20 protein-coding genes are annotated in these 19,751 nt (G+C 62.7%); 10 read left to right on the top strand and 10 right to left on the bottom strand.

Going from position 1 to position 19,751, the window contains the following annotated elements; translation table 11 throughout:
• Positions 1-876: an SDR family oxidoreductase gene (locus tag HMPREF9696_RS14205; protein WP_002713726.1), complete on the bottom strand. Its 876-nt coding sequence runs from the start codon at positions 874-876 to the stop codon at positions 1-3.
• Positions 877-951: 75 nt separating this feature from the next.
• On the opposite strand from HMPREF9696_RS14205, the gene HMPREF9696_RS14200 reads away from it, so the two are divergent.
• The 3 genes from HMPREF9696_RS14200 to HMPREF9696_RS14190 all read left to right on the top strand — a co-directional run bounded on the left by HMPREF9696_RS14200 (position 952) and on the right by HMPREF9696_RS14190 (position 3,093).
• Positions 952-1,224, top strand: a complete 273-nt coding sequence (locus tag HMPREF9696_RS14200) for a DUF7662 domain-containing protein (RefSeq protein ID WP_002713725.1) — start codon at positions 952-954, stop codon at positions 1,222-1,224.
• 142 nt (positions 1,225-1,366) lie between these two features.
• The gene (locus tag HMPREF9696_RS14195; RefSeq protein WP_002713724.1) at positions 1,367-2,563 is read left to right on the top strand and encodes an ABC transporter substrate-binding protein; all 1,197 of its coding nucleotides are present in this window, start codon (positions 1,367-1,369) and stop codon (positions 2,561-2,563) included.
• Between the two features lie 143 nt (positions 2,564-2,706).
• Entirely contained in the window at positions 2,707-3,093 is a 387-nt protein-coding gene (locus HMPREF9696_RS14190; RefSeq protein WP_002713723.1) for a DUF1496 domain-containing protein, read from the top strand.
• Between the two features lie 46 nt (positions 3,094-3,139).
• On the opposite strand, the gene HMPREF9696_RS14185 is transcribed toward HMPREF9696_RS14190, so the two are convergent.
• Positions 3,140-4,567 (bottom strand): caspase family protein, encoded by a 1,428-nt coding sequence (locus tag HMPREF9696_RS14185; protein ID WP_002713722.1) that lies wholly within the window; start codon positions 4,565-4,567, stop codon positions 3,140-3,142.
• 165 nt (positions 4,568-4,732) lie between these two features.
• Here HMPREF9696_RS14185 and HMPREF9696_RS14180 point away from each other — a divergent pair, with 165 nt between their 5' ends.
• Complete coding sequence (locus HMPREF9696_RS14180; RefSeq protein ID WP_002713721.1) at positions 4,733-5,902, top strand: mandelate racemase/muconate lactonizing enzyme family protein; 1,170 nt, start codon at positions 4,733-4,735, stop codon at positions 5,900-5,902.
• A gap of 174 nt (positions 5,903-6,076) precedes the next feature.
• Here the strand turns inward: HMPREF9696_RS14180 and HMPREF9696_RS14175 are convergent, their stop codons facing one another.
• A complete protein-coding gene (locus HMPREF9696_RS14175) occupies positions 6,077-7,300 on the bottom strand; it encodes a polyhydroxyalkanoate depolymerase (RefSeq protein ID WP_040302061.1) in 1,224 nt (407 codons plus the stop codon).
• A 182-nt stretch (positions 7,301-7,482) separates the two neighbouring features.
• Between HMPREF9696_RS14175 and HMPREF9696_RS14170 the strand changes: the two genes are divergently transcribed.
• The 4 genes from HMPREF9696_RS14170 (at position 7,483) to HMPREF9696_RS14155 (ending at position 11,424) form a co-directional block, all read left to right on the top strand.
• Entirely contained in the window at positions 7,483-8,136 is a 654-nt protein-coding gene (locus tag HMPREF9696_RS14170) for a glutathione S-transferase family protein (RefSeq protein ID WP_002713719.1), read from the top strand.
• Between the two features lie 285 nt (positions 8,137-8,421).
• Positions 8,422-9,561, top strand: coding sequence for a hypothetical protein (locus HMPREF9696_RS14165; protein WP_002713718.1), 1,140 nt, complete (start codon positions 8,422-8,424; stop codon positions 9,559-9,561).
• Positions 9,562-9,667: 106 nt separating this feature from the next.
• The gene (locus HMPREF9696_RS14160; protein WP_002713717.1) at positions 9,668-10,024 is read left to right on the top strand and encodes a nuclear transport factor 2 family protein; all 357 of its coding nucleotides are present in this window, start codon (positions 9,668-9,670) and stop codon (positions 10,022-10,024) included.
• Between the two features lie 143 nt (positions 10,025-10,167).
• Entirely contained in the window at positions 10,168-11,424 is a 1,257-nt protein-coding gene (locus HMPREF9696_RS14155) for an MFS transporter (RefSeq protein WP_002713716.1), read from the top strand.
• On the opposite strand, the gene HMPREF9696_RS14150 is transcribed toward HMPREF9696_RS14155, so the two are convergent.
• The gene (locus HMPREF9696_RS14150; RefSeq protein ID WP_002713715.1) at positions 11,425-11,937 is read right to left on the bottom strand and encodes a VOC family protein; all 513 of its coding nucleotides are present in this window, start codon (positions 11,935-11,937) and stop codon (positions 11,425-11,427) included.
• A gap of 50 nt (positions 11,938-11,987) precedes the next feature.
• Positions 11,988-12,536, bottom strand: a complete 549-nt coding sequence (locus HMPREF9696_RS14145; protein WP_002713714.1) for a carboxymuconolactone decarboxylase family protein — start codon at positions 12,534-12,536, stop codon at positions 11,988-11,990.
• Between the two features lie 192 nt (positions 12,537-12,728).
• On the opposite strand from HMPREF9696_RS14145, the gene HMPREF9696_RS14140 reads away from it, so the two are divergent.
• A complete protein-coding gene (locus HMPREF9696_RS14140) occupies positions 12,729-13,913 on the top strand; it encodes an acyl-CoA dehydrogenase family protein (RefSeq protein WP_002713713.1) in 1,185 nt (394 codons plus the stop codon).
• 128 nt (positions 13,914-14,041) lie between these two features.
• A complete protein-coding gene (locus tag HMPREF9696_RS14135) occupies positions 14,042-15,181 on the top strand; it encodes an acyl-CoA dehydrogenase family protein (protein WP_002713712.1) in 1,140 nt (379 codons plus the stop codon).
• Between the two features lie 63 nt (positions 15,182-15,244).
• On the opposite strand, the gene HMPREF9696_RS14130 is transcribed toward HMPREF9696_RS14135, so the two are convergent.
• The 5 genes from HMPREF9696_RS14130 to HMPREF9696_RS14115 form a co-directional block, all read right to left on the bottom strand.
• Positions 15,245-16,294, bottom strand: coding sequence for an amino acid ABC transporter substrate-binding protein (locus HMPREF9696_RS14130; RefSeq protein ID WP_002713711.1), 1,050 nt, complete (start codon positions 16,292-16,294; stop codon positions 15,245-15,247).
• Positions 16,295-16,348: 54 nt separating this feature from the next.
• Positions 16,349-16,948, bottom strand: a complete 600-nt coding sequence (locus tag HMPREF9696_RS14125) for a L,D-transpeptidase (RefSeq protein ID WP_002713710.1) — start codon at positions 16,946-16,948, stop codon at positions 16,349-16,351.
• Between the two features lie 139 nt (positions 16,949-17,087).
• The gene (locus HMPREF9696_RS21505) at positions 17,088-17,219 is read right to left on the bottom strand and encodes a hypothetical protein (protein ID WP_002713709.1); all 132 of its coding nucleotides are present in this window, start codon (positions 17,217-17,219) and stop codon (positions 17,088-17,090) included.
• A complete protein-coding gene (gene cydB, locus HMPREF9696_RS14120) occupies positions 17,219-18,232 on the bottom strand; it encodes a cytochrome d ubiquinol oxidase subunit II (protein ID WP_002713708.1) in 1,014 nt (337 codons plus the stop codon). The genes HMPREF9696_RS21505 and cydB overlap by 1 nt, the downstream gene beginning before the upstream one ends.
• A gap of 5 nt (positions 18,233-18,237) precedes the next feature.
• Positions 18,238-19,653 (bottom strand): cytochrome ubiquinol oxidase subunit I, encoded by a 1,416-nt coding sequence (locus tag HMPREF9696_RS14115; RefSeq protein ID WP_002713707.1) that lies wholly within the window; start codon positions 19,651-19,653, stop codon positions 18,238-18,240.
• Positions 19,654-19,751 lie beyond the last annotated feature (98 nt).

Genomic DNA, 19,751 nt, shown 5'->3' with positions numbered 1-19,751 from the left:
TCAGCGCGGCCCTTCGCCGGCCGCGCGCAGCGCGCGCAAGCCCTCGCGGTAGGTCGGATAGGCCAGCGTCACGCCGAGTTCGCCGCGTATAAGATCATTCTTCACGCGCTTGCTCTCGGCATAGAACGAGCGGCCCATGTCGGTGAGGCCGGCGTCATCGAGGCTGATTTCCGGCGGCGGCGTGACGCCGCAGAGCGATGCGGCAAACGTCACGACCTCCTGCGGCGGTGCCGGTTCGTTGTCGGTCACGTTGTAGATCGCGCCGGCGCGCGGCCGCGCGAGCGAGGCGTCCAGCGTCCGCGCGATGTCCTCGACATGAATGCGGTTGAACACCTGTCCCGGCTTGATGATGCGCTTCGCGGTGCCGCGCGCCAGTTGCACAAGCTGGCTCTGGCCCGGGCCATAAATTCCGGCGAGCCGGAAAATGTGGACCGGTTTGTTCGTTCGTGCTCCGAAGGCAAGCCATCCCCGTTCGGCCTGTGCGCGCTCGACCGAGCGCGCATTGGTTGGCGTCGCCGGGGTCTGTTCGTCGACCCATGCCCCTCGATGATCGCCGTAGACGCCGATGGTCGAGAGATAGCCGATCCAGCGCAGCTTTGGCGCGCGCGCGATGCGCTCGGCATAGGCTGCAAGGACGGGATCGCCGCTCATGCCGGGCGGAACCGAGATCAGCAGCGCATCGGCGTCCGCAACACCGGCATCAATCGCGCCGTCGCGCGCTTCCGGGCCGAACACATGCGCGGCGAGTCCCGCGGCGGACAGGGCCGCAGCCTTTTCAGGCGTGCGCACCGTTCCGCTGACCCGATCATGACGGGCAAGACGCCGCTGCGCAAAATGCCTGGCGCTGTAGCCGAGGCCGAAGACAAACAGATTCACGAAAAGCCCTGTTCAACCGAACCGATGCCACGTACCTATCGACTCGGAAAGCCGATGACAATGTGAGGAGCCGGTTTGGGCGATTTCGATCCGCTTCGCGACTATCTTGCGCAACAGACCAGAGTGGAACTGGTCCTGACCTTCGAGGAGATCGAGGACATCCTCGGCTTCGCCTTGCCGCGCGCGTCACAGCGCGCGTCGTGGTGGGAGAAGGAGCGCAATCCGGAGAATGCACGACCGCAGCGTGACGCCATTCGTGACGGTGGCTACGAGGCAACCCGGCTTGCGGACGGCAAGGGCGTCCGTTTTCGCAGGTTGTCGGCGGGGCGGTACAGGCCCGGGCATTGACCCCGGAGCGCGCGGGATATTCCTTGTGCGCCGCAATACGTTTGCGGAAATTGCACGGGGCCGCTGCGAAAGTTCAATGCCTCGTGCAAACGCGCTCCCGCTATAACAGGCGTCTCAAACAAGAATAATCGGGAGCGCACTTATGACATCGAGGTTTGTGGCCGCGGCTGTTGCGGCATTCAGTCTGACGGCGGTGCTGCCGGCTGCAGCGCAAGGCGTGAAGATCGGCATTCTCAACGATCAGTCGGGCGTCTACGCGGATTACGGCGGCAAGAGCTCGATCGAAGCTGCGAAAATCGCGGCTGAGGAGTTCGGCGGCACTGTGCTTGGCGGCAAGATCGAGATCGTATCGGCCGATCACCAGAACAAGCCTGACCTTGCGGTCAGCATCGCGCGCAAGTGGTACGACACCGAAAGCGTCGACATGATCACCGAACTGACGACATCGTCGGTCGCGCTCGCGGTTCAGGAAGTCACCAAGGAAAAGAAGAAGATCAATATCGTGGTCGGCGCGGCGTCGTCGGCTTTGACCGGTGCATCCTGCTCGCCCTATGGCTTCCACTGGGCGTTCGATACCCATGCGCTCGCGGTCGGCACCGGCGGCGCGCTGGTGAAGGCGGGCGGCGATAGCTGGTTCTTCCTCACGGCGGACTATGCTTTCGGACATGCGCTGGAGAAGGATACCAGCGATGTGGTCAAGGCCAACGGCGGCAAGGTGCTCGGCGCGGTCCGCCATCCGCTGAACTCGTCGGACTTCTCGTCATTCCTGCTGCAGGCGCAGGCGTCGAAGGCAAAGGTCATCGGTCTCGCCAATGCCGGCGCCGACACCATCAACTCGGTGAAGCAGGCGGCTGAGTTCGGCATCGTCGCCGGTGGGCAAAAGCTCGCGGGGCTTCTGCTCACGGCGTCGGAGGTTCATGGCCTCGGGCTCAAGGCCGCGCAGGGTCTGGTTCTCACGGAGAGCTTCTACTGGGACCTCAACGACAAGACCCGCGCCTTCAGCGAGAAGTTCTACAAGCGCACCGGCCGCATGCCGAGCATGATCCAGGCCGGCACCTACTCCTCGACCCTGTCTTATCTCAAGGCGGTGAAGGCCGCCGGGACCAAGGACAGCGATGCCGTTGTGAAGAAACTGAAGGAACTGCCGGTCGACGATTCCTTCACCTCGGGCGGCAAGGTGCAGGCCAACGGCCGCATGGTCGCGGATCTGTATCTCTTCGAGGTCAAGAAGCCGGAAGAGAGCAAGCGCGACTGGGACTACTACAAGCTGCTCGCCAAGGTGCCCGGCAGCACGGCCTATCCAAGCGCCAAGGACAGCGGCTGTCCGCTGACCAAGTAACCTCATTTCTGCATCCGGCCCGGTTCTCGCCGGGCCGGATGTCCCGCATCTTCCTTCAATTGACTTGACCGGAAACCATGCTTCTTAAGCATGAATGGCGCCGCCATCTTCTTGAACGGGCCGCGCCGCGCTAGGATCAGGCCATGATCCATCGTCTCATGCCGTACCTGCTTCTGTTGTCCGTTTTGCCTGCCGCCGCGCAAACGCCGGCGGAGCAGAATCCTGCGGCAGAGGTCGTAAAGCCCGCCGCCGTCGTCTGCATCTACAACAGCAGAAACTACAGCGAAGGCGCGACTGTCTGCGTGCAGAAGGCTGCGATGCAGACATGCACATTGGATAACGGGAAAGCCGCGTGGGTCACGGTGACCGACGAGACACTCAGCCGCCGCTGCACCGCGCCCGCGCCGCGTCTCAACAAGTATCAGCGGGCCGCGATCCGGAATCGCCGGAACATTGCGCGGCAAATCTCGCCGCCCGCAAACCGTTCTCCGCGCTGTCTTTACGAAAACGGCAAGCGGCTCTGCGAATGATACGCCGCTGATGCCAGCGCGCGACAGCGGTCAGGTTCGAGACGCTTCAGTTCACCTTGTGGATCGCGTTGGCCCAGGTGCCGCCGCAGGTCTCGTCGCGGTTGCCGGTGCACCTGGCGTTGCAGCCATCGGACTTTCCGAACTTGCCGAAAGTGTTGCCGCAGAAGCAATACGACGCATACTGTGTGCCTGCGTGGCTGAACCCTTTGGCGCGGCAGGTTGAGACGCACAGGTCTGTCGTCATGTTGCGGTCGTAGAAATTGTGCCCGTCGAGATCGCGCTTGCTGTCGTCCTTGAAGCAGCCGAGATAGCCCTTCGCAGCGCCGGATGTACCTGTGTTGACCGCAGCCGACCCTGGAGCGGAGGCGGTGGCGCCTTGTGCCGGATGCAGCGAGCGCTCGTCCGGCTTCGCGGCGGCGACTTTCGTGTCGGCCGCCTTGATATCCTGCAGGCGCGCGCGGGCGAGATCGCCATAGATGCTGTCGCCGAAGCGGCGCACGAAGGCTTCAAGCACGGCGGGGCTTGTGGTTGTGGACACCGCGCGCCACGCCTCGGCGATCTCGCCGGATGATGGAGCGGCTGCGGACGCCGCAGGTGCGCGCGGCGATGGCGCGCCGTCCAGATTGGCCGAAGCAACCTGTGCCGCGGCCGGCTTGCTGTCGGCTGCCGGTGCGGCTTTGGCGGTTGCGACATTCGCGTCGACAATAGCGACCGTGTTGCCGCCGAGCGAGCCGTAGACATAAGGCTCCTGCTTGCGGCCGGTGGAGGTCAGCACCGCGTCCCGCACCCGCCCGAACGCGATTCGCAGATCGACGCCCGGCGTGGCGATATGTTGAAGCAGCGCCGTCGTGAACGGGCTGTTGCTGTTGTCGCCGTCGAGCGCGATCGAGCCCGCTTTGGCGGCGAACGCGATCAGCGTGTCCGACACCGTCGGCTCGATCTTGGCGAGGCCGCGCCCGACCGAGCGCGACGCCACGGTGCGCTTCATGGTTTTGGCAAAGGGATTGTCACGGCAGGCGTCTAACATCACCAGACGCAGGCGCTTCGCCGGCTCGATCGCCTTCAGCAGCCGGTCGAGCGAGAGCGCCTCGTCCTCGATGTCGAAATCGCGCGCGAGCTTCGCATCGGCGGGCACCAGATAGTTGGTGCCATCGACCTCGATGCCATGACCGGCGAAGAACACCACTGCGACATCGGCGTCCTGCGCCTTGTCGGAAAAATCACCGACCGCGCGGCGCAGATCGGCAATGCCGACGTCGCGCTTGACCTCGACAACATCAAAGCCGGAGGTACGGAACAGGTTCGCCATCGCGTTCGCGTCATTCGATGGATTCGGCAGCTTGGCGACATGCTGATAGGCCGAGATGCCGAGCACCAGCGCCACGCGCTTGTCGGCCAGCGCGGCGCGCGTCGAGAACTGCGCCGCGGTCAGCAACGCAAACAGGATCAGCAGGGAACGCAGCAGGGCGCGCACGGTATCCTCCGGACTTCCGGCGCGTTATCTATCACAGGCGCGGAACGGCGGAAAAGAGCCCGGCTGTGGCAAAAAATCGCTGTTTCGCTTGAACTTTTTCGGGCGAGGCGTAGACATCGCCCGCCCCCGCAAACATCCACCACCAGCCAACGGGACTCGCCATTCATGTCCGTCCGCATTGTCGATATCCGCGAAATCACCAAGCCGATCTCGTCCCCGATCCGGAACGCCTATATCGACTTCACGAAAATGACGACCAGCCTCGTCGCGGTAGTGACCGATGTCGTGCGCGACGGCAGGCGCGTGGTCGGCTACGGCTTCAATTCCAACGGCCGTTACGGGCAGGGCGGCCTAATCCGCGAGCGTTTCGCCTCGCGCCTTCTGGAGGCCGATCCGAAAACGCTGCTCGATGCATCCGGCGACAACATCGACCCCGACAAGGCATGGGCGGCGCTGATGTCGAACGAGAAGCCGGGCGGCCATGGCGAGCGCTCGGTCGCGGTCGGCACCATCGACATGGCGATCTGGGACGCGGTGGCGAAGATCGCGGGCAAGCCGCTGTTCCGGCTGCTGGCGGAGCGGCACAACCGCAAGGCCGATCCGCGCGTGTTCGTCTATGCGGCGGGTGGCTACTACTATCCCGGCAAGGACAATTCGGCGCTGCGCGCGGAAATGCGCGGCTATCTCGACCGCGGCTACAACGTGGTCAAGATGAAGATCGGCGGCGCGTCGCTCGCTGAAGACCGCGCGCGCATCGAGGCCGTGCTGAAGGAGATCGGCAGTCAGGCGCAACTGGCGGTGGACGCCAACGGTCGCTTCGATCTCGAAACCGCCATCGCCTATGCCAAGATGCTGCGCGACTATCCGCTGTTCTGGTACGAGGAAGCGGGCGATCCGCTCGATTATCATCTGCAGGCCTCGCTCGCCGAGTTCTATCCCGGGCCGATGGCGACCGGCGAAAACCTGTTCAGTCATCACGACGCGCGCAACCTCATTCGCTACGGCGGCATGCGTCCGGATCGCGACTGGCTGCAGTTCGACTGCGCGCTGTCGTATGGGCTGTGCGAATATCTACGCACGCTGGATGTGCTGAAGACTCACGGCTGGTCGCCGTCACGCTGCATTCCCCATGGCGGCCATCAGATGTCGCTGAACATCGCAGCCGGTCTCGGCCTCGGCGGCAATGAAAGCTATCCGGACCTGTTCCAGCCGTACGGCGGATTCCCGGACGGCGTGCGGGTCGAGAACGGCCACATCACCATGCCGGATCTTCCGGGCATCGGCTTTGAAGGCAAGGCCGATCTCTACAGGGAAATGAAGGCGCTGGCGGCGTGATCAGTGGCTGCGCTGATGCCTCGATCTTTTGTCATGACCGGGCTTGTCCGGCCATCCGCATCTTGCTTTCGTATCGGGAGCAAAAGACGTGGATGCCCGCAACGAATGCGGGCATGACGTAGAGAGATCGTGCGAGCATTCCCTCGCTATTGGCTGCTGTCAGCGCGAAAACAATCACGAATTGACGTGAATGAAATCCCGCAGCAGCGGATAGATTTCGCTATTCCACTTGCGTCCGCTGAAGACACCGTAATGGCCGACCCCGGCCTGCATGTGATGCACCTTGCGATAGGCGCGCACACCGGTGCAGAGATCCTGCGCGGCGAGTGTCTGGCCGATCGAGCAGATGTCGTCCTTTTCGCCTTCCACCGTCATCAGGCCCATCTTCTTGATGGAGCCCGGATTGACCGTGCGTCCCTTGTAGGTGAGCTGACCCTTGGGCAGCAGATGTTCCTGAAACACATCGCGAATGGTGTCGATGTAGAAATCAGCGGGCAGATCCATCACCGCGAAATACTCGTCGTAGAAGGTCTTGATGGTGTCGGCCTTCTCCACCTCGCCTTTCGCCAGATGCTCGAGCAGATCGGTGTGGGACTTGACGTGACGTTCGAGATTCATCGACATGAACGCCGTGACCTGGATGAATCCGGGATAGACCTTCCGAAACGCGCCCTTGCACTGCATCGGCACGTAGTTGATGAGATTATCCTCGAACCATTGCAGCGGCTTCGAGGTCGCGAACTCGTTGACCTTGGTGGGCTGGATGCGGGTGTCGATCGGCCCCGCCATCAGCGTGAGGCTCGCAGGCCGCGCGCTGTGATTGTCTTCCGACATGATGGCGCAGGCGGCCAGCGCCGACACGGATGGCTGGCAGACCGCGACCATATGCGATTTCGGGCCGAGCTGATCCATGAAAGTGATGAGGTGCTCGGTATATTCGTCGAGGCCGAACTTGCCCTGATCCAGCGGAATGTCGCGCGGATTGTGCCAGTCGGTGATGTAGACGTCGTGATCCTGCAGCAGCGTCTGCACCGTGCCGCGCAGCAGTGTTGCGAAGTGGCCTGACATCGGCGCGACCAGCAGCAGCTTCGGCTGTTCCGGCGCGCCTTCCTTCCTGAAATGCAGCAGCGAGCCGAACGGCGTCGCGAACGGGACTTCCTCGATCACCGGCCACTCGCGATTGCCGACCGCAACCGGCTTGATGTCGTAGTCCGGCCGCTTGTAGGTCAGCGAGCTGCGCGATACCAGTTCGAGCGCGGCGGCGACGCGCCCGAAGACCTTGTCGGAAAAGCCCCCGGGAAACATCTTCAGATATGATAGTGCGGTCGCGGCCCCGCTCCGCCACGGGGCGGTCATGTCCATGGTGTTCTGATAGGTCTGGTACATCATTGGCGACATCCGGCGCATTCCTTTGCCTCTGCCATGCAAACTTGAAGCCAAAGTCCCGTCAATTGGTCATCCGGACTGGCATGTCGTTTGCTGTGTGCAAAAGGAGCAGGCGCTTAAACAACAGGCAGGCGCGGGCGTAATCGGCGGGAATCGGCCCGCCCCTTTGATGTGCAGGCGTCAGGAGAGCGACCATGGCCAAGGCCACTTTGACCATCAGCAGCAAGAATTATTCATCATGGTCGCTGCGCGGCTGGCTGCTGACCAAATTCTCTGGTTTGGACTTTGACGAGATCGTTATCGCGCCGGACGATCCCTCGGCGCGCGCCGAAATCCTGTTGTTGTCGTCCTCCATTCTGGTGCCATGCCTGCGCCATGACGGCGCGACGGTCTGGGACACCCTGGCAATCGGCGAATATCTCAACGATCTCATGCCGGATGCGGGTTTATTGCCGTCCGAGCGCATTCCGCGGGCGCATTGCCGCTCGATCTGCGGGGAAATTCATTCCGGGTTCGCCACCCTGCGCTCGTCGTTGCCGGTGAACATCAAGGGGCACTTTCCGGGCTTCAAGATCTGGTCCCGCGCGCAGGCGGATATCGACCGGGTCTGCGCGATCTGGAGCGACTGTCTGGAAAAATCCGGCGGACCGTTCCTGTTCGGGCACCGGTCCATGGCGGATGCGATGTATGCGCCGGTGGTGACGCGCTTTCTGACCTATGACGTGCAACTCGGGCCGACGCTGGCGGCCTACGCCAAACGCATCATAGCCCTTCCGGAAATGCAGGAGTGGATCGAGGCCGCGCGGCAGGAGCCGGCGGAAATCGAGGAGCTTGAGGTGGAATATTAGGCAGCGGCTGCGCGCAGTTGCCTGATCGCTGGGCCGGTCGCGGCTCGCGGGGCCGGCCCGTGTTGCCTCATTTTCGGGACGACGGGCGATGACATGATGCCTTGGTGTGCGGCCGTTGGCGTGCCGTCCCCGCCGTCGCGTCGAATCCCCCACGGACACAGGCACATTTTGTCCTGCGCAAAACTTCCGCACCGAAGCTCGCTTTCGATGCGGTCGCTGGCGCGGGATTCGCATGATGCATTGCAGAAGCAACTGCGCCGGGGCGAGCCCCGATGGGAGGATGCGATGAACGTGCATGCTGTGGTCGATTCAAAATACTCAGGTCTGACGCGCCCGGATGGTGCGCCGCTCCGCCTGAACAATCAGGATTTCGTGGCGATCGACCGCCACAAGGATACGACCTACGAGGCGACCTATCGTCCGCAAGCGCTCTACAGCCGCGCGGATGAAGGCTTTCACGCCAACAATGAAACCTTCCTGCTGCATGAGGTGGCGACGAACCTGCCGATCTATCGGCAGGACACAGGCCCGACCGATTTCCATCTGCATCTGCCGCCGGGCGGCTTCCAGCTCGTGCTGGTGACATCGGGCATGTTCACCTTCGATTACGACGGGCGGCTGTATTACGTCGGCCCCGGATCGGTGATGCTGCAAAGCGCGATCGTCCATCGCCAGTTGTTCTACACATGGTCGGGCCTGTCGACCGAGGAGAACCTGAAGACGCCGCAGACGGTGGTGCCCGATGCGATCTCCATGGGGTACTCCGGAAAGTTTCTTGAAGCCTTCATCACCGACCCGACCACGTTCCCCAATCCGACGATTGTGGGTCCCGACCAGATCAACGAGGCCGAGACCCCGCGCGTGGCCTGGAGCCATCCGCTGCATGACCGCCCGGCCGATGCGGGTTTCTGGCTGCAGGACCCGCTTGAACTCGATGCGCTCTACAAGCCGCTTGCGGATGCGTCGGTCAAATCCTCCTCGCCGGTCTATGTGCGTGATATCGGCATCGAGGTGCCGAGCGGTCATCTCGTCACCGGCCACATCATCGCAACCGATCCGCCCGGCCATTCGCTGCTGCCGAAGAGAGCGCAGGGCGCGGCAGACACGTCATGCCTCGCAACGGGCGAGGTCGTGATCTATCGCATCATTCGCGGCTCCGCCGAATTCAGGGACAGTGCGGGCAAGACCTTCGAGCTTGTGACCGGCGATGTCGTGACGGCAGGCAAGACCTCGATCAGCCTCGAAAGCGTCGGAGAGAACACACAAATCCTCCGGCTCGGCCTGCTCAAGGGCATCGAGAGCCTGAAGGGCTGGACACCGACACAGCGCGACGAGATCGACGGCCTGGCCGGTCAGATCATCACTCACAAGGATGTCCGTCCGCTACGTACCGAAGGCAGGCCGGTCGGCTATCTGTACAAGTAAGGCAGTTCGACGTCTGCGAATCTGCAACAGATCGCGCGCCGCTGCGGTGGCGATTGCGCTACCGCATGCTTATGTGGGTCCCGGTTGACTTCACCGGGGGAGACACATGCCGACACGCGCGCGCGTTGATGAATTCATTGCAGTGGTCGAGAGCGGCGACCATGCCGGCGCCATTGAACGCTACTACACCGAAGACGCCAGCATGCAGGAGAACACCTCGCCGCCGCGCGAGGGGCGAGTTCTTCTCGTGGCGCACGAGCGCGGCATCCTCGCCCACATGAAGGAGGTCCGCTCGAAGGCGCTGGTCTCGGTGGTGGAAGGCGACAATGTCATGATCCACTGGAACTTCGATCTGACCGGCCTCGACGGCAAGACCTTGCATGTGGATGAAATCGCCATGCAGCAATGGCGCGGTGACCGGATTGTCCGCGAGCGGTTCTTTTACAACGCCGCGAAGGGATGAGGATGTCGTCCTTGTCGTATGAGCGGGTGTCATGCGGGGCGTGAAATTCCCTCGCTTGACGGGGCGATCCGCATACTGACAGATGGCTGCGCCTGAACCGGCAGACAAGAAGAGCATCAAGCTCCTCGAGGAAACGCCAGACCATGAATGCGCCTCACGCGGCTCCCGCCGCGCAGGAGAAAGCACCCGACGAAACGTCGTTCCGCTATGAAGGCTGGCCGGTTGTCGGGGTCTGCTTTCTGGTCGCAACCTTTGCATGGGGTGCGGGGTTTTACGGTCAGGGTGTTTATCTCGCCGAGTTGCAGCGGTTGCACGGCTGGCCGGCCTCGCTGATTTCCACCGCGACCACCGTCTATTATCTCTTCAGCGCGGTTCTGGTCGTGTTTGTCAGCGAAGCAATCCGCGTGATGGGGCCGCGCCGGCTGCTGATCGGAGGAATTCTCGCCATTGCTGCTGGCACGGCGCTGGTCGGGCAGGTGACGTCGCCCTGGCAATTGTACGGCGCCTATGTGCTGATTGCTTTCGGCTGGGCCGGCACCAGTATCGCGGCCATCAACAACACACTGGGATTCTGGTTCGACAAGCGGCGCGGCATGGCGATCAGTCTGGCTCTGAACGGGGCCAGTTGCGGTGGCGTGTTCGGCGTGCCGCTGCTGGTCGCGGCCATCGGCAGGTTCGGATTCTCCGCCACACTGATCGGAGCGGCGCTGGTGATTGTCGCGCTTGCCGTGCCAGCCATCCTGATCTGGGTCGGTGCGCCGCCAAAGCGCATGGCACAGCACACGGGCGGGACGGCGGCCGGTTCTGTTCCGCACTCCGCCGCATCTATCCGGAAAGCGGCATTCGGCAGCCTGTCGTTCTGGACCATCGCGATTCCGTTTGCGCTGCTTCTGGTCGCGCAGGTCGGCTTCATCGTGCACCAGATTTCCTTCTTCGATCCGGTCATGGGCCGCGAGCGCGCCAGCATCGCGGTGGCGCTGATGACCGCGATGGCGGTGATCGGGCGTGTCTTGTTCGGCTTTGTCATTGACCGGATGGACCAGCGCAAGGCGGCGGCGATCTCCGCGGTCAGTCAGGCCGCCGCATTGATCGTCATGGTCAATACGCAAAACGAGGCAGTGCTGTTCACCGCCAGCGCGGTGTTCGGATTCTCGGTCGGCAACATGATCACGCTGCCGACGCTGATTGTGCAGCGGGAGTTCAGCACGGCGGCGTTCGGCGTGCTTGTCAGTCTGGTGACAGCGATCTGCCAGTTCACCTATGCGTTTGGCCCGGGCATCATCGGCCTGCTGCGCGATATTTCCGGAAGCTACAGCGTTCCGTTTTATGCCTGTGCGGCCGCCGAATTGATTGCCGCTGCCGTGGTGCTGGTGAAAGGCACGGCGCGGCAGCCGGTCTGATCAGGCGTCACGTTCGCGCAGCAGCGCCTCCACATCGAGACGGCGGGTGAACATCGCCAGCGTTCCGTCCGGATGGCGCGGCCATTCGGACTCGGGACGGTCCCGATACAGTTCGACGCCATTCTCGTCAGGATCGCGCAGGTAAAGCGCCTCGCTGACCCCGTGGTCGCTCGCGCCATCGAGCGCAATGCCGGCGGAGATCACCCGGTGCAGTGCATCGGCCAGCGCCGCGCGGGTCGGATACAGGATCGCAGTATGAAACAGGCCTGTCGTGCCCTCCGGCGGCGGCTTGCCGCCCTTGCTGTGCCAGGTGTTGAGGCCGATATGGTGGTGATAGCCGCCTGCAGAGATGAAGGCCGCCTGATCGCCGTAGCGCTGCATCAGCTCGAAGCCGAGCACGCCCTGATAGAAACCGAGCGCGCGGTCGAGATCGGCGACCTTGAGATGAACGTGGCCGATGCGCGTTCCGGCGATGACGGGCTTGAAAGAACTTGCGGTGGTTTCTCCGGACATACCGGCTTCTCCGATCTCAACATGTGTCTGCCGAGGTATGAACCCGACGGTCAGGGCACAAGGTCGCAGGTCTCACCTTCCGGAATTCCGACATCGAAGGTGTTAAGCGTCATCGACACCAGCGAATAGTAGCCAAGCAACCCGACCAGTTCGACCGTACCGGTTTCGCCGAGCAACTGGATCGCCTTTTCATAAAGCAGTTTCGGGACGCTGTGGTCCTCGTGCAGCGCCTCGCTGAACTCGTAAACCAGTTGCGCTTTCGGATCGTCGAAGTCCGGCACATGACGATGATTGATCGCGTCGATGATCGCCGGATCGAGGCCTGCCGCCAGCGCCATCTTCTTGTGCGCATACCACTCAAAGCGCGCGCTCCAGTGCCGCGCGGTGACCAGAATGGCGAGTTCGGACAGCCGTGGCCCGAGTGTGGTGTCGTAGCGCAGGAACGCGCCCAGGCGGCTGGCATGCCGCGCCATGTCGGGCGCATGGATCCAGGCCTTGAGCGGCGGCACGACGGTGCCGCGTTTGCCCGCGACGGATTCGGCATAGATGCCCTTCTGATCGTCGCTCATTTCGCCAGGCGAAAGTTCTCTCAGGCGCATGGTGGTTCCCTCTGTTTTAAACGCGGTCATGGCCGCCGCGATCGTCTCTGCATGGCTACCATATCGCAGCTTGCGGGGCATTTCGCGGCAGCGAGATATTGAAATCCGCCAAGCGGGCAGTACAGTCCGGCCCGGAAAATCAGCACGGGCCGCGCGCGTCGCGCAGCGGCTTCTCAGCCGAGGGAATGCCGAATGAGCGATCTGGAAAAATTTCGCAGCGAGACGCGGGCCTGGCTTGACGCCAACTGTCCGCCGGAAATGCGCAAGCCCGTCGCGGACGAAAGCGATGTGTTCTGGGGCGGCCGCAACACCAAATTCTCGTCCGAACCGCAGCGGCTCTGGTTCGAGCGCATGCGCGACAAGGGCTGGACCGTTCCCGACTGGCCGAAGGAATACGGCGGCGGCGGCCTCAATCTCGAAGAGACGAAGATCTTGCGGCAGGAAATGGCGGCAATCCGCGCGCGGCTGCCGCTGTCGAGCTTCGGCATCTGGATGCTTGGGCCGGCACTGTTGAAATACGGCAATGAAGAGCAGAAGCGCGAGCATCTGCCGAAAATCGCCGCTGGTCTGATCCGCTGGTGTCAGGGCTATTCGGAGCCGAATGCGGGCTCGGATCTGGCCTCGCTGCAGACGCGCGCCGATGTGGACGGCGACGATTACATCATCAACGGCCAGAAGATCTGGACCTCGATGGCGAATTTCGCGGACTGGATTTTCTGTCTGGTGCGGACCGACTTCAGCGCCAAGAAGCATGACGGCATCAGCTTCATCCTGTTCGACATGGCCTCGAAGGGCGTGTCGACCAAGCCGATCCTGCTGATCTCGGGCAAGTCGCCGTTCTGCGAAACCTTCTTCGACAATGTGCGCGTGCCGCGCTCCCACGTGGTCGGCACCGTCAATCGCGGCTGGGATGTCGCCAAGTATCTGTTGCAGCACGAACGCTCGATGATCTCCGGCCTGGGCGAGCGCGGCGGCGGACGGCCGCTGGGTCAGGTTGCGGCGAATTCGATCGGCGCGGACGATCGCGGCCAGTTGGACGATGCGGTCCTGCGCGGGCAGATCGCCGCGTTCGATGTCGACGAAGCGGCGCTTGCCTGCGCGGCGGAGCGGGCGGTCGATCTGGCGAAGGCGGGGCAGGGGCATCCGGCCTATTCGTCGGCGCTGAAGTACTACGGCACCGAGTTGAACAAGCGCCGCTATGAGCTGCTGATGTCGGCGGGCGGCGCCGACGCGCTGGAATGGGAAGGCCCGCGTTCGCATGAAGGCGCACTGGCGCGCTCATGGCTGCGCACCAAGGCCAATTCGATCGAGGGCGGCACCAGCGAGGTGATGCTCGGCATTGTCGCCAAGCGCATTCTCGATCTGCCGGGGGCTTAAAACACCTCGTCATTGCGAGCGAAGCGAAGCAATCCATCTTTAACGGAAAGAACTGGATTGCTTCGTCGCTTCGCTCCTCGCAATGACGGCCGCTTCAACTGAAATCTGTCTAATCGATTGGAACATCCATGGCTCTCGTCCTCAACGAAGAACAGTCAATGCTGCGCGACAGCGCGCGCGGCCTCATCAGTGACAAGGCGCCGGTGGCGCACTTGCGCAAGCTGCGCGACGACAAGGATGCGACCGGCTTCTCGCGCGATCTCTGGAAGACCTTTGCGGAGATGGGCTTCGCCGGCCTGCTCGTTCCGGAGGAATTCGGCGGCAGCGGACTGGGCGCTGTCGAAGCCGGCGTGGTGATGGAAGAGATAGGCCGCACGCTGATGCCGTCGCCGTTTCTGTCGACCGGCGTGATTGCCGTAAGCGCGCTGGTGCGTGGCGGCAATGCCGCGCAAAAATCGGAATATCTGACGAAGATTGCCAAGGGCGACCTGATCGCCGCGCTGGCGGTGGATGAAGGCGCGAAGCATCGTCCGCTGAAAACCGCGTTGCAGGCGGTGCGCTCGGGCAACGGTTTCAAGCTGAAAGGCGCGAAGGCGTTTGTGGTGGACGGCCATGTCGCCGATCTTCTGATTGTCGCGGCCCGCAGCGCAGGCAAGCCGGGCGAGCGTGACGGGCTGACGCTGTTTCTGGTCGATCCGAAAACAAAAGGCATCGAGATCGAGCGCACCGCGATGGTGGACGCACACAACGCGGCACGGATCGTATTCAACGATGCCGAGGTCACCGCCGACAGCGTGCTCGGCGAGGTCGATCAGGGGGGTGCCCTGCTCGAAGGCATTCTCAATGTCGGCCGCGCGGCGGCGGCCGCCGAGATGGCGGGCCTCAGCGAGGAAGCCTTTTCGCGCACGGTGACTTATCTGAAGGAGCGCAAGCAGTTCGGCAAGCTGATTGGCGAATTCCAGGCGCTGCAGCACCGTGCCGCGCATCTCTATACGGAGATCGAGATCACCAAGGCCGCCGTGATGAAGGCGCTGCAGACGCTGGATTCCGATTTCGACAACGCCGGTGCGGCGGTTGCCGTGGCCAAGGCGAAGGCGGGCGCGACCGCCACGCTCGCCGTGCAGGAAGGGGTACAGATGCATGGCGGCGTCGGCATGACCGATGCCTTCGACATCGGCTTCTTCATGAAGCGCGCGCGGGTGTGCCAGGAACTGTTCGGCGATGCCGCTTATCATGCCGACCAGTTGGCGCGGCTGAAGGGCTACTGAAGAATCCCGCCACGAAAACAAAATGGCCGGGACATCCCGGCCATTTTTTATCGTGATGATCTTTTAGCGGATCGGCGGCGCGTACTGGATGCCGCCGGCGTTCCAGAGCTGGTTCAGCCCGCGCGGTATCTTGAGCTTCGATCCTTCGCCGACATTGCGGTCATACACTTCGCCGTAGTTGCCGACATGGCGGATGATGCGCGCGGCCCAGTCCCGCGTCAGGTCCATTTCCTCGCCATAGGCGCCTTCGGTGCCGAGCAGCCGCATGATGTCCGGCTTCTTCGACTTCATCGCCTCGTCGATATTCTTGGAAGTGACGCCGAGTTCTTCGGCGTTCAGCATGGCGTAGATCGTCCACTTCACGATCAGCAGCCATTCGTCGTCGCGCTGGCGCACGACCGGCGCCAGCGGCTCCTTCGAGATGACGTCGGGCAGGATCACATGTTCGGCGGGCTTGGTCAGCCGCAGCCGCAGCGCATAGAGCTGCGATACGTCGGTGGTGAGGACATCGCACTGGCCCGAGTCATAGGCCTGCAGCACCTCGTCGAGCTTCGGGAAATTCAGTTCCTGATACTTGATGTTGTTGGCGCGGAAATAATCCGCGAGATTGAGCTGTGTCGTGGTGCCGGCCTGAACGCAGACCTTGCTGCCGTCGAGTTCAAGCGCCGAGTCGATCTTGCGCGACTGCCGCACCATGAAACCTTCGCCATCGTAATAGGCGACCGCGGCGAAGTTCAGTCCGTATTCGGTTTCGCGCGACATGCTCCATGTCGAATTGCGCGACAGGATATCGACCTTGCGGTTGCGCAGCTCCTTGAAACGCTCGCTGGCGTCGAGCGGAACAAACTTCACCTTGGTCGGATCGTTGAAGATCGCAGCGGCCACCGCGCGGCAGATATCGACATCGAAGCCCGACCAGTTGCCCTTGTCGTCCGGGATCGAGAAGCCGGGCAGGCCGGTATTGACGCCGCAGAGCACGGCATCGCGCTTCAGGGTGCGCTTGAGGGTCCGCGTGTCATAGCGCTCGTAGGTGATCGCGGCGGCGGCGATGGCGACGGCAATCACCGCGCCGATCGTCAGACCGGTCCCGAAAGTGCGCGAAAAAATGGCCATGAAACAATCTCGCTTCTAAAGGATGCGTGCAAGGAAAACGGGTGTGCCGGAGAACTAGATTTCAGGACGCTGGCGGATGATGACCTTGGTGCCCACGGGAACGCGCTCGTAAAGATCGGCCACATCGGCATTGACCAGACGGAAGCATCCGGACGACACGGCGCTGCCAATGGTCTGCGGCTGGTTGGTGCCGTGAATGCGATAGACCGTGGCGCCGAGATAAAGCGCGCGCGCGCCCATCGGATTGCCGGGGCCGCCGGCCATGAAGCGCGGGAGATAAGGCTGGCGGGCGATCATTTCCGGTGGCGGCGTCCAGTCCGGCCATTCCTGCTTGCGGGAAATCTTCTGCAGGCCCTGCCACTGGAAGCCTTCACGGCCCACGCCGATGCCGTAGCGAAGCGCGCGGCCGTTGCCCTGGATCAGATAAAGGAAGCGCTCGGACGTGCTGATGATGATCGTGCCCGGCGGCTCGGAGGTGCGATAGAAAACCGCGGTGCGCTTGAATTCCGGCGGCAGTTCTTCCTCAGCTTCATTCGGAACATAGCCGGGCTGATCGCCGATGTTCATCTCGCGGCCCTGCGCGAACGCATGAGGTGCCGAAAAGAGCATGCCGGCTGCAACTGCCGCCAAAGCAAGCGAGCGGAGGAGGTTCATGTCGAGAATCCCGCGTTATGTCGTGCCCCGTCTGCATCAAACCCGAGCCGTGTCCGGCTGGCAAGTGACACCGGCTCATGGGTAGCGCACCATGTGGCGTAAATCCTTAAAATATCTCTGAAATTTACCGGCCGAACGATCAGTGCGGCGCGATCCAGAGCCGCAGCAGCCAGGCGACCGCGGCGACAGTGCCGGTCCCCAGCAGCCAGAGCGCGGCGAACCACAACAGCCGCTGTCCGAGGGGCCGCGGCGTGTCGCGCGGCGCGGGCATCAGTGATATCCGCTCGAGGCGTCGACCTTGCCGCGAAACACCCAATAGGCCCATCCTGTATAGGCCAGAATGATCGGCACCAGCACCGCCACGCCGAAGATCATGAAGAAGAGGCTGTTGGCAGGCGCCGCCGCCTGCCAGATGGTGACGCTCTGGGGGACGATATAGGGAAACATGCTGACGCCGAGGCCGGCATAGGTGATCGCGAACAGGATCAGCGAGAGAACGAAGGGCCGGTAGTCTCGCTTGTCCGCGAGGCTCTTCAAAAGCAGAAGCGTGATCGCCGCCACCGCGATCGGAATTGGCGCGGTGAACAGAATGTTCGGCCACTCAAACCAGCGCCGCCAGTATTCGGCCTGCAGGAAGGGCGTGGCAAGGCTGACGGCGACAATCGCAGCCAGGGTGGCGATCAGCAACCACCAGCTCAGGCGATAGGCATGTTCGCGCAGGTCACCCGTGGTCTTCATGACCAGCCAGGTCGCGCCGAGCAAGCCATAGCCCGCGACCACCGCGCAGCCGGTCAGAACGCTGAAGGGGGTGAGCCAGTCCCACCAGCCCCCCGCGTAATGGCGCCCTTCGACATGGATGCCCTGCAGGATGGCGCCGAGTGCAATGCCCTGTGCCAAAGCCGCGATCAGCGAGCCGCCTGCAAAGGCGATATCCCAAAGGTTGCGTTCTCGCGTGGTGCGCCAGCGGAATTCAAACGCGACGCCGCGGAAGATCAGACCGATCAGCATGGCAATGATCGGCGTGTAGATCGCCGGCATCACGATTGCAAATGCCAGCGGAAAGGCGGCCATCAGTCCGCCGCCGCCCAGCACCAGCCAGGTTTCGTTGCCGTCCCATACCGGCGCGACCGTGTTCATCATCACGTCGCGGTCATGCTTCTCCGGAAAGAACGGAAACAGCATGCCGAGACCGAGGTCGAAGCCATCCATGACGATGTACATGAACACCGCGAAGGCGATGATGAAGGCCCAGAGCGTTGCGATGTCGAACGTGAATTCGGCCATGGCCGTTACCCCTGTCCCTGGGCGGCGGGAATGGCTTGCGCGGCCGCGGGCGTGATGCCGGCTGTGCGGGTTGGCGCATCCCTGCTCGGTCCCTGTTCGCCATGATGCGGTGGTTCGTGCATCAGGCGCAGGATGTAATAGACGCCTGTGCCGAACACGATGAAGTAGACAATCACGAAAGCGATCAGCGACGAGGCAACTGCCGGCGCAGCCAGCGGCGAAGCGGAATCGGCCGTGCGCAACAGTCCATAGATGGTGAACGGCTGGCGGCCGACTTCGGTGGTCACCCAGCCTGCGAGGACGGCGATGAAGCCCGCAGGTCCCATCAGCAACGCGAACCGATGGAGCAGTTTCAGGTCATAAAGCTGGCCGCGCCAGCGGGCCCACAGGCTCAACACACCGATGCCAAGCATCAGGAAGCCGATCCCGACCATCACCCGAAACGACCAGAACACGATCGGCACGTTCGGCCAGTTCTCGCGCGGCACCGTGTCGAGCCCCTTGAGAGGTGCATTGAACGAGTGCTTGAGAATCAGCGAGGAGGCCTTCGGGATTTCGATGGGATACCTGACGGTCCCCGCGGCCTGATCGGGCAGTCCGAACAGGATCAGCGGCGCGCCGTCCGGGTGGCTCTGGAAGTGGCCTTCCATCGCCATCACCTTCACCGGCTGATGCTCCAGCGTGTTGAGGCCGTGCTGGTCGCCGGCGAAAATCTGGATCGGCGCGACCAGCGCGGCCATCCACATCGCCATCGAGAACATCACGCGCGCGCCTTCAAGCTGCGTATTCTTCAGCAGGTGATAGGCGCCGACCGCGCCGACCACGAACGCGGTGGTGAGATAGGCCGCCAGCACCATGTGGACCAGGCGATAGGGGAAGGAAGGATTGAAGATCACCTTCCACCAGTCGGCGGCGACGAACTGCCCTTGCGAATTCATCGCAAAGCCGGCGGGCGTTTGCATCCAGGAGTTCGCCGAGAGAATCCAGAACGCCGAGGCAAGCGTGCCGACGGCAACCATGAGGGTGGCGAAGAAGTGCAGCCTGGGCCCGACGCGCTTCAGTCCGAACAGCATGACGCCGAGGAAGCCGGCTTCAAGGAAGAACGCGGTCAGCACCTCGTAGGCCATCAACGGGCCGATGATTGGACCGGCCTTGTCGGAGAACACCGACCAGTTGGTGCCGAACTGATACGACATCACAATGCCGGAGACGACACCCATGCCGAAGGCGACGGCGAAGATTTTCAGCCAGTAATTGAAAAGATTGATGAAAACTTCGCGCCCGGTCTTCAGCCACAGCGCTTCGAGGACGGCGAGATAGCTCGCAAGGCCGATGGAGAAGGCTGGAAATACGATGTGGAATGACACCGTAAAGGCAAACTGCATGCGCGCCAGCGTGATGGCGTCGAAACCCTCGAACATCGCGGACCTCCGGTATGTCCAGTTCGCGATCTATATCACGCAAATGCCGGGTTGATAATCACCACGGCTTGCAAAGGCGCATGGCACAGCCGCGATTG

Source organism: Afipia clevelandensis ATCC 49720, assembly GCF_000336555.1.
Classification (GTDB): domain Bacteria; phylum Pseudomonadota; class Alphaproteobacteria; order Rhizobiales; family Xanthobacteraceae; genus Afipia; species Afipia clevelandensis.
This window is presented reverse-complemented; position numbering and strand designations above follow the sequence as displayed.

Excerpts from the sequence above, each read along its gene's own strand:
- HMPREF9696_RS14190 (WP_002713723.1), top strand. The coding sequence starts at position 2,707 with ATGATCCATCGTCTCATGCCGTACCTGCTTCTGTTGTCCGTTTTGCCT.
- HMPREF9696_RS14135 (WP_002713712.1), top strand. The coding sequence starts at position 14,042 with ATGGCTCTCGTCCTCAACGAAGAACAGTCAATGCTGCGCGACAGCGCG.
- HMPREF9696_RS21505 (WP_002713709.1), bottom strand. The coding sequence starts at position 17,219 with ATGCCCGCGCCGCGCGACACGCCGCGGCCCCTCGGACAGCGGCTGTTG.
- HMPREF9696_RS14175 (WP_040302061.1), bottom strand. The coding sequence starts at position 7,300 with ATGTCGCCAATGATGTACCAGACCTATCAGAACACCATGGACATGACC.
- HMPREF9696_RS14130 (WP_002713711.1), bottom strand. The coding sequence starts at position 16,294 with ATGGCCATTTTTTCGCGCACTTTCGGGACCGGTCTGACGATCGGCGCG.
- HMPREF9696_RS14160 (WP_002713717.1), top strand. The coding sequence starts at position 9,668 with ATGCCGACACGCGCGCGCGTTGATGAATTCATTGCAGTGGTCGAGAGC.
- HMPREF9696_RS14170 (WP_002713719.1), top strand. The coding sequence starts at position 7,483 with ATGGCCAAGGCCACTTTGACCATCAGCAGCAAGAATTATTCATCATGG.
- HMPREF9696_RS14150 (WP_002713715.1), bottom strand. The coding sequence starts at position 11,937 with ATGTCCGGAGAAACCACCGCAAGTTCTTTCAAGCCCGTCATCGCCGGA.
- HMPREF9696_RS14180 (WP_002713721.1), top strand. The coding sequence starts at position 4,733 with ATGTCCGTCCGCATTGTCGATATCCGCGAAATCACCAAGCCGATCTCG.
- HMPREF9696_RS14125 (WP_002713710.1), bottom strand. The coding sequence starts at position 16,948 with ATGAACCTCCTCCGCTCGCTTGCTTTGGCGGCAGTTGCAGCCGGCATG.
- HMPREF9696_RS14145 (WP_002713714.1), bottom strand. The coding sequence starts at position 12,536 with ATGCGCCTGAGAGAACTTTCGCCTGGCGAAATGAGCGACGATCAGAAG.
- HMPREF9696_RS14155 (WP_002713716.1), top strand. The coding sequence starts at position 10,168 with ATGAATGCGCCTCACGCGGCTCCCGCCGCGCAGGAGAAAGCACCCGAC.
- cydB (WP_002713708.1), bottom strand. The coding sequence starts at position 18,232 with ATGGCCGAATTCACGTTCGACATCGCAACGCTCTGGGCCTTCATCATC.
- HMPREF9696_RS14195 (WP_002713724.1), top strand. The coding sequence starts at position 1,367 with ATGACATCGAGGTTTGTGGCCGCGGCTGTTGCGGCATTCAGTCTGACG.
- HMPREF9696_RS14165 (WP_002713718.1), top strand. The coding sequence starts at position 8,422 with ATGAACGTGCATGCTGTGGTCGATTCAAAATACTCAGGTCTGACGCGC.
- HMPREF9696_RS14115 (WP_002713707.1), bottom strand. The coding sequence starts at position 19,653 with ATGTTCGAGGGTTTCGACGCCATCACGCTGGCGCGCATGCAGTTTGCC.
- HMPREF9696_RS14140 (WP_002713713.1), top strand. The coding sequence starts at position 12,729 with ATGAGCGATCTGGAAAAATTTCGCAGCGAGACGCGGGCCTGGCTTGAC.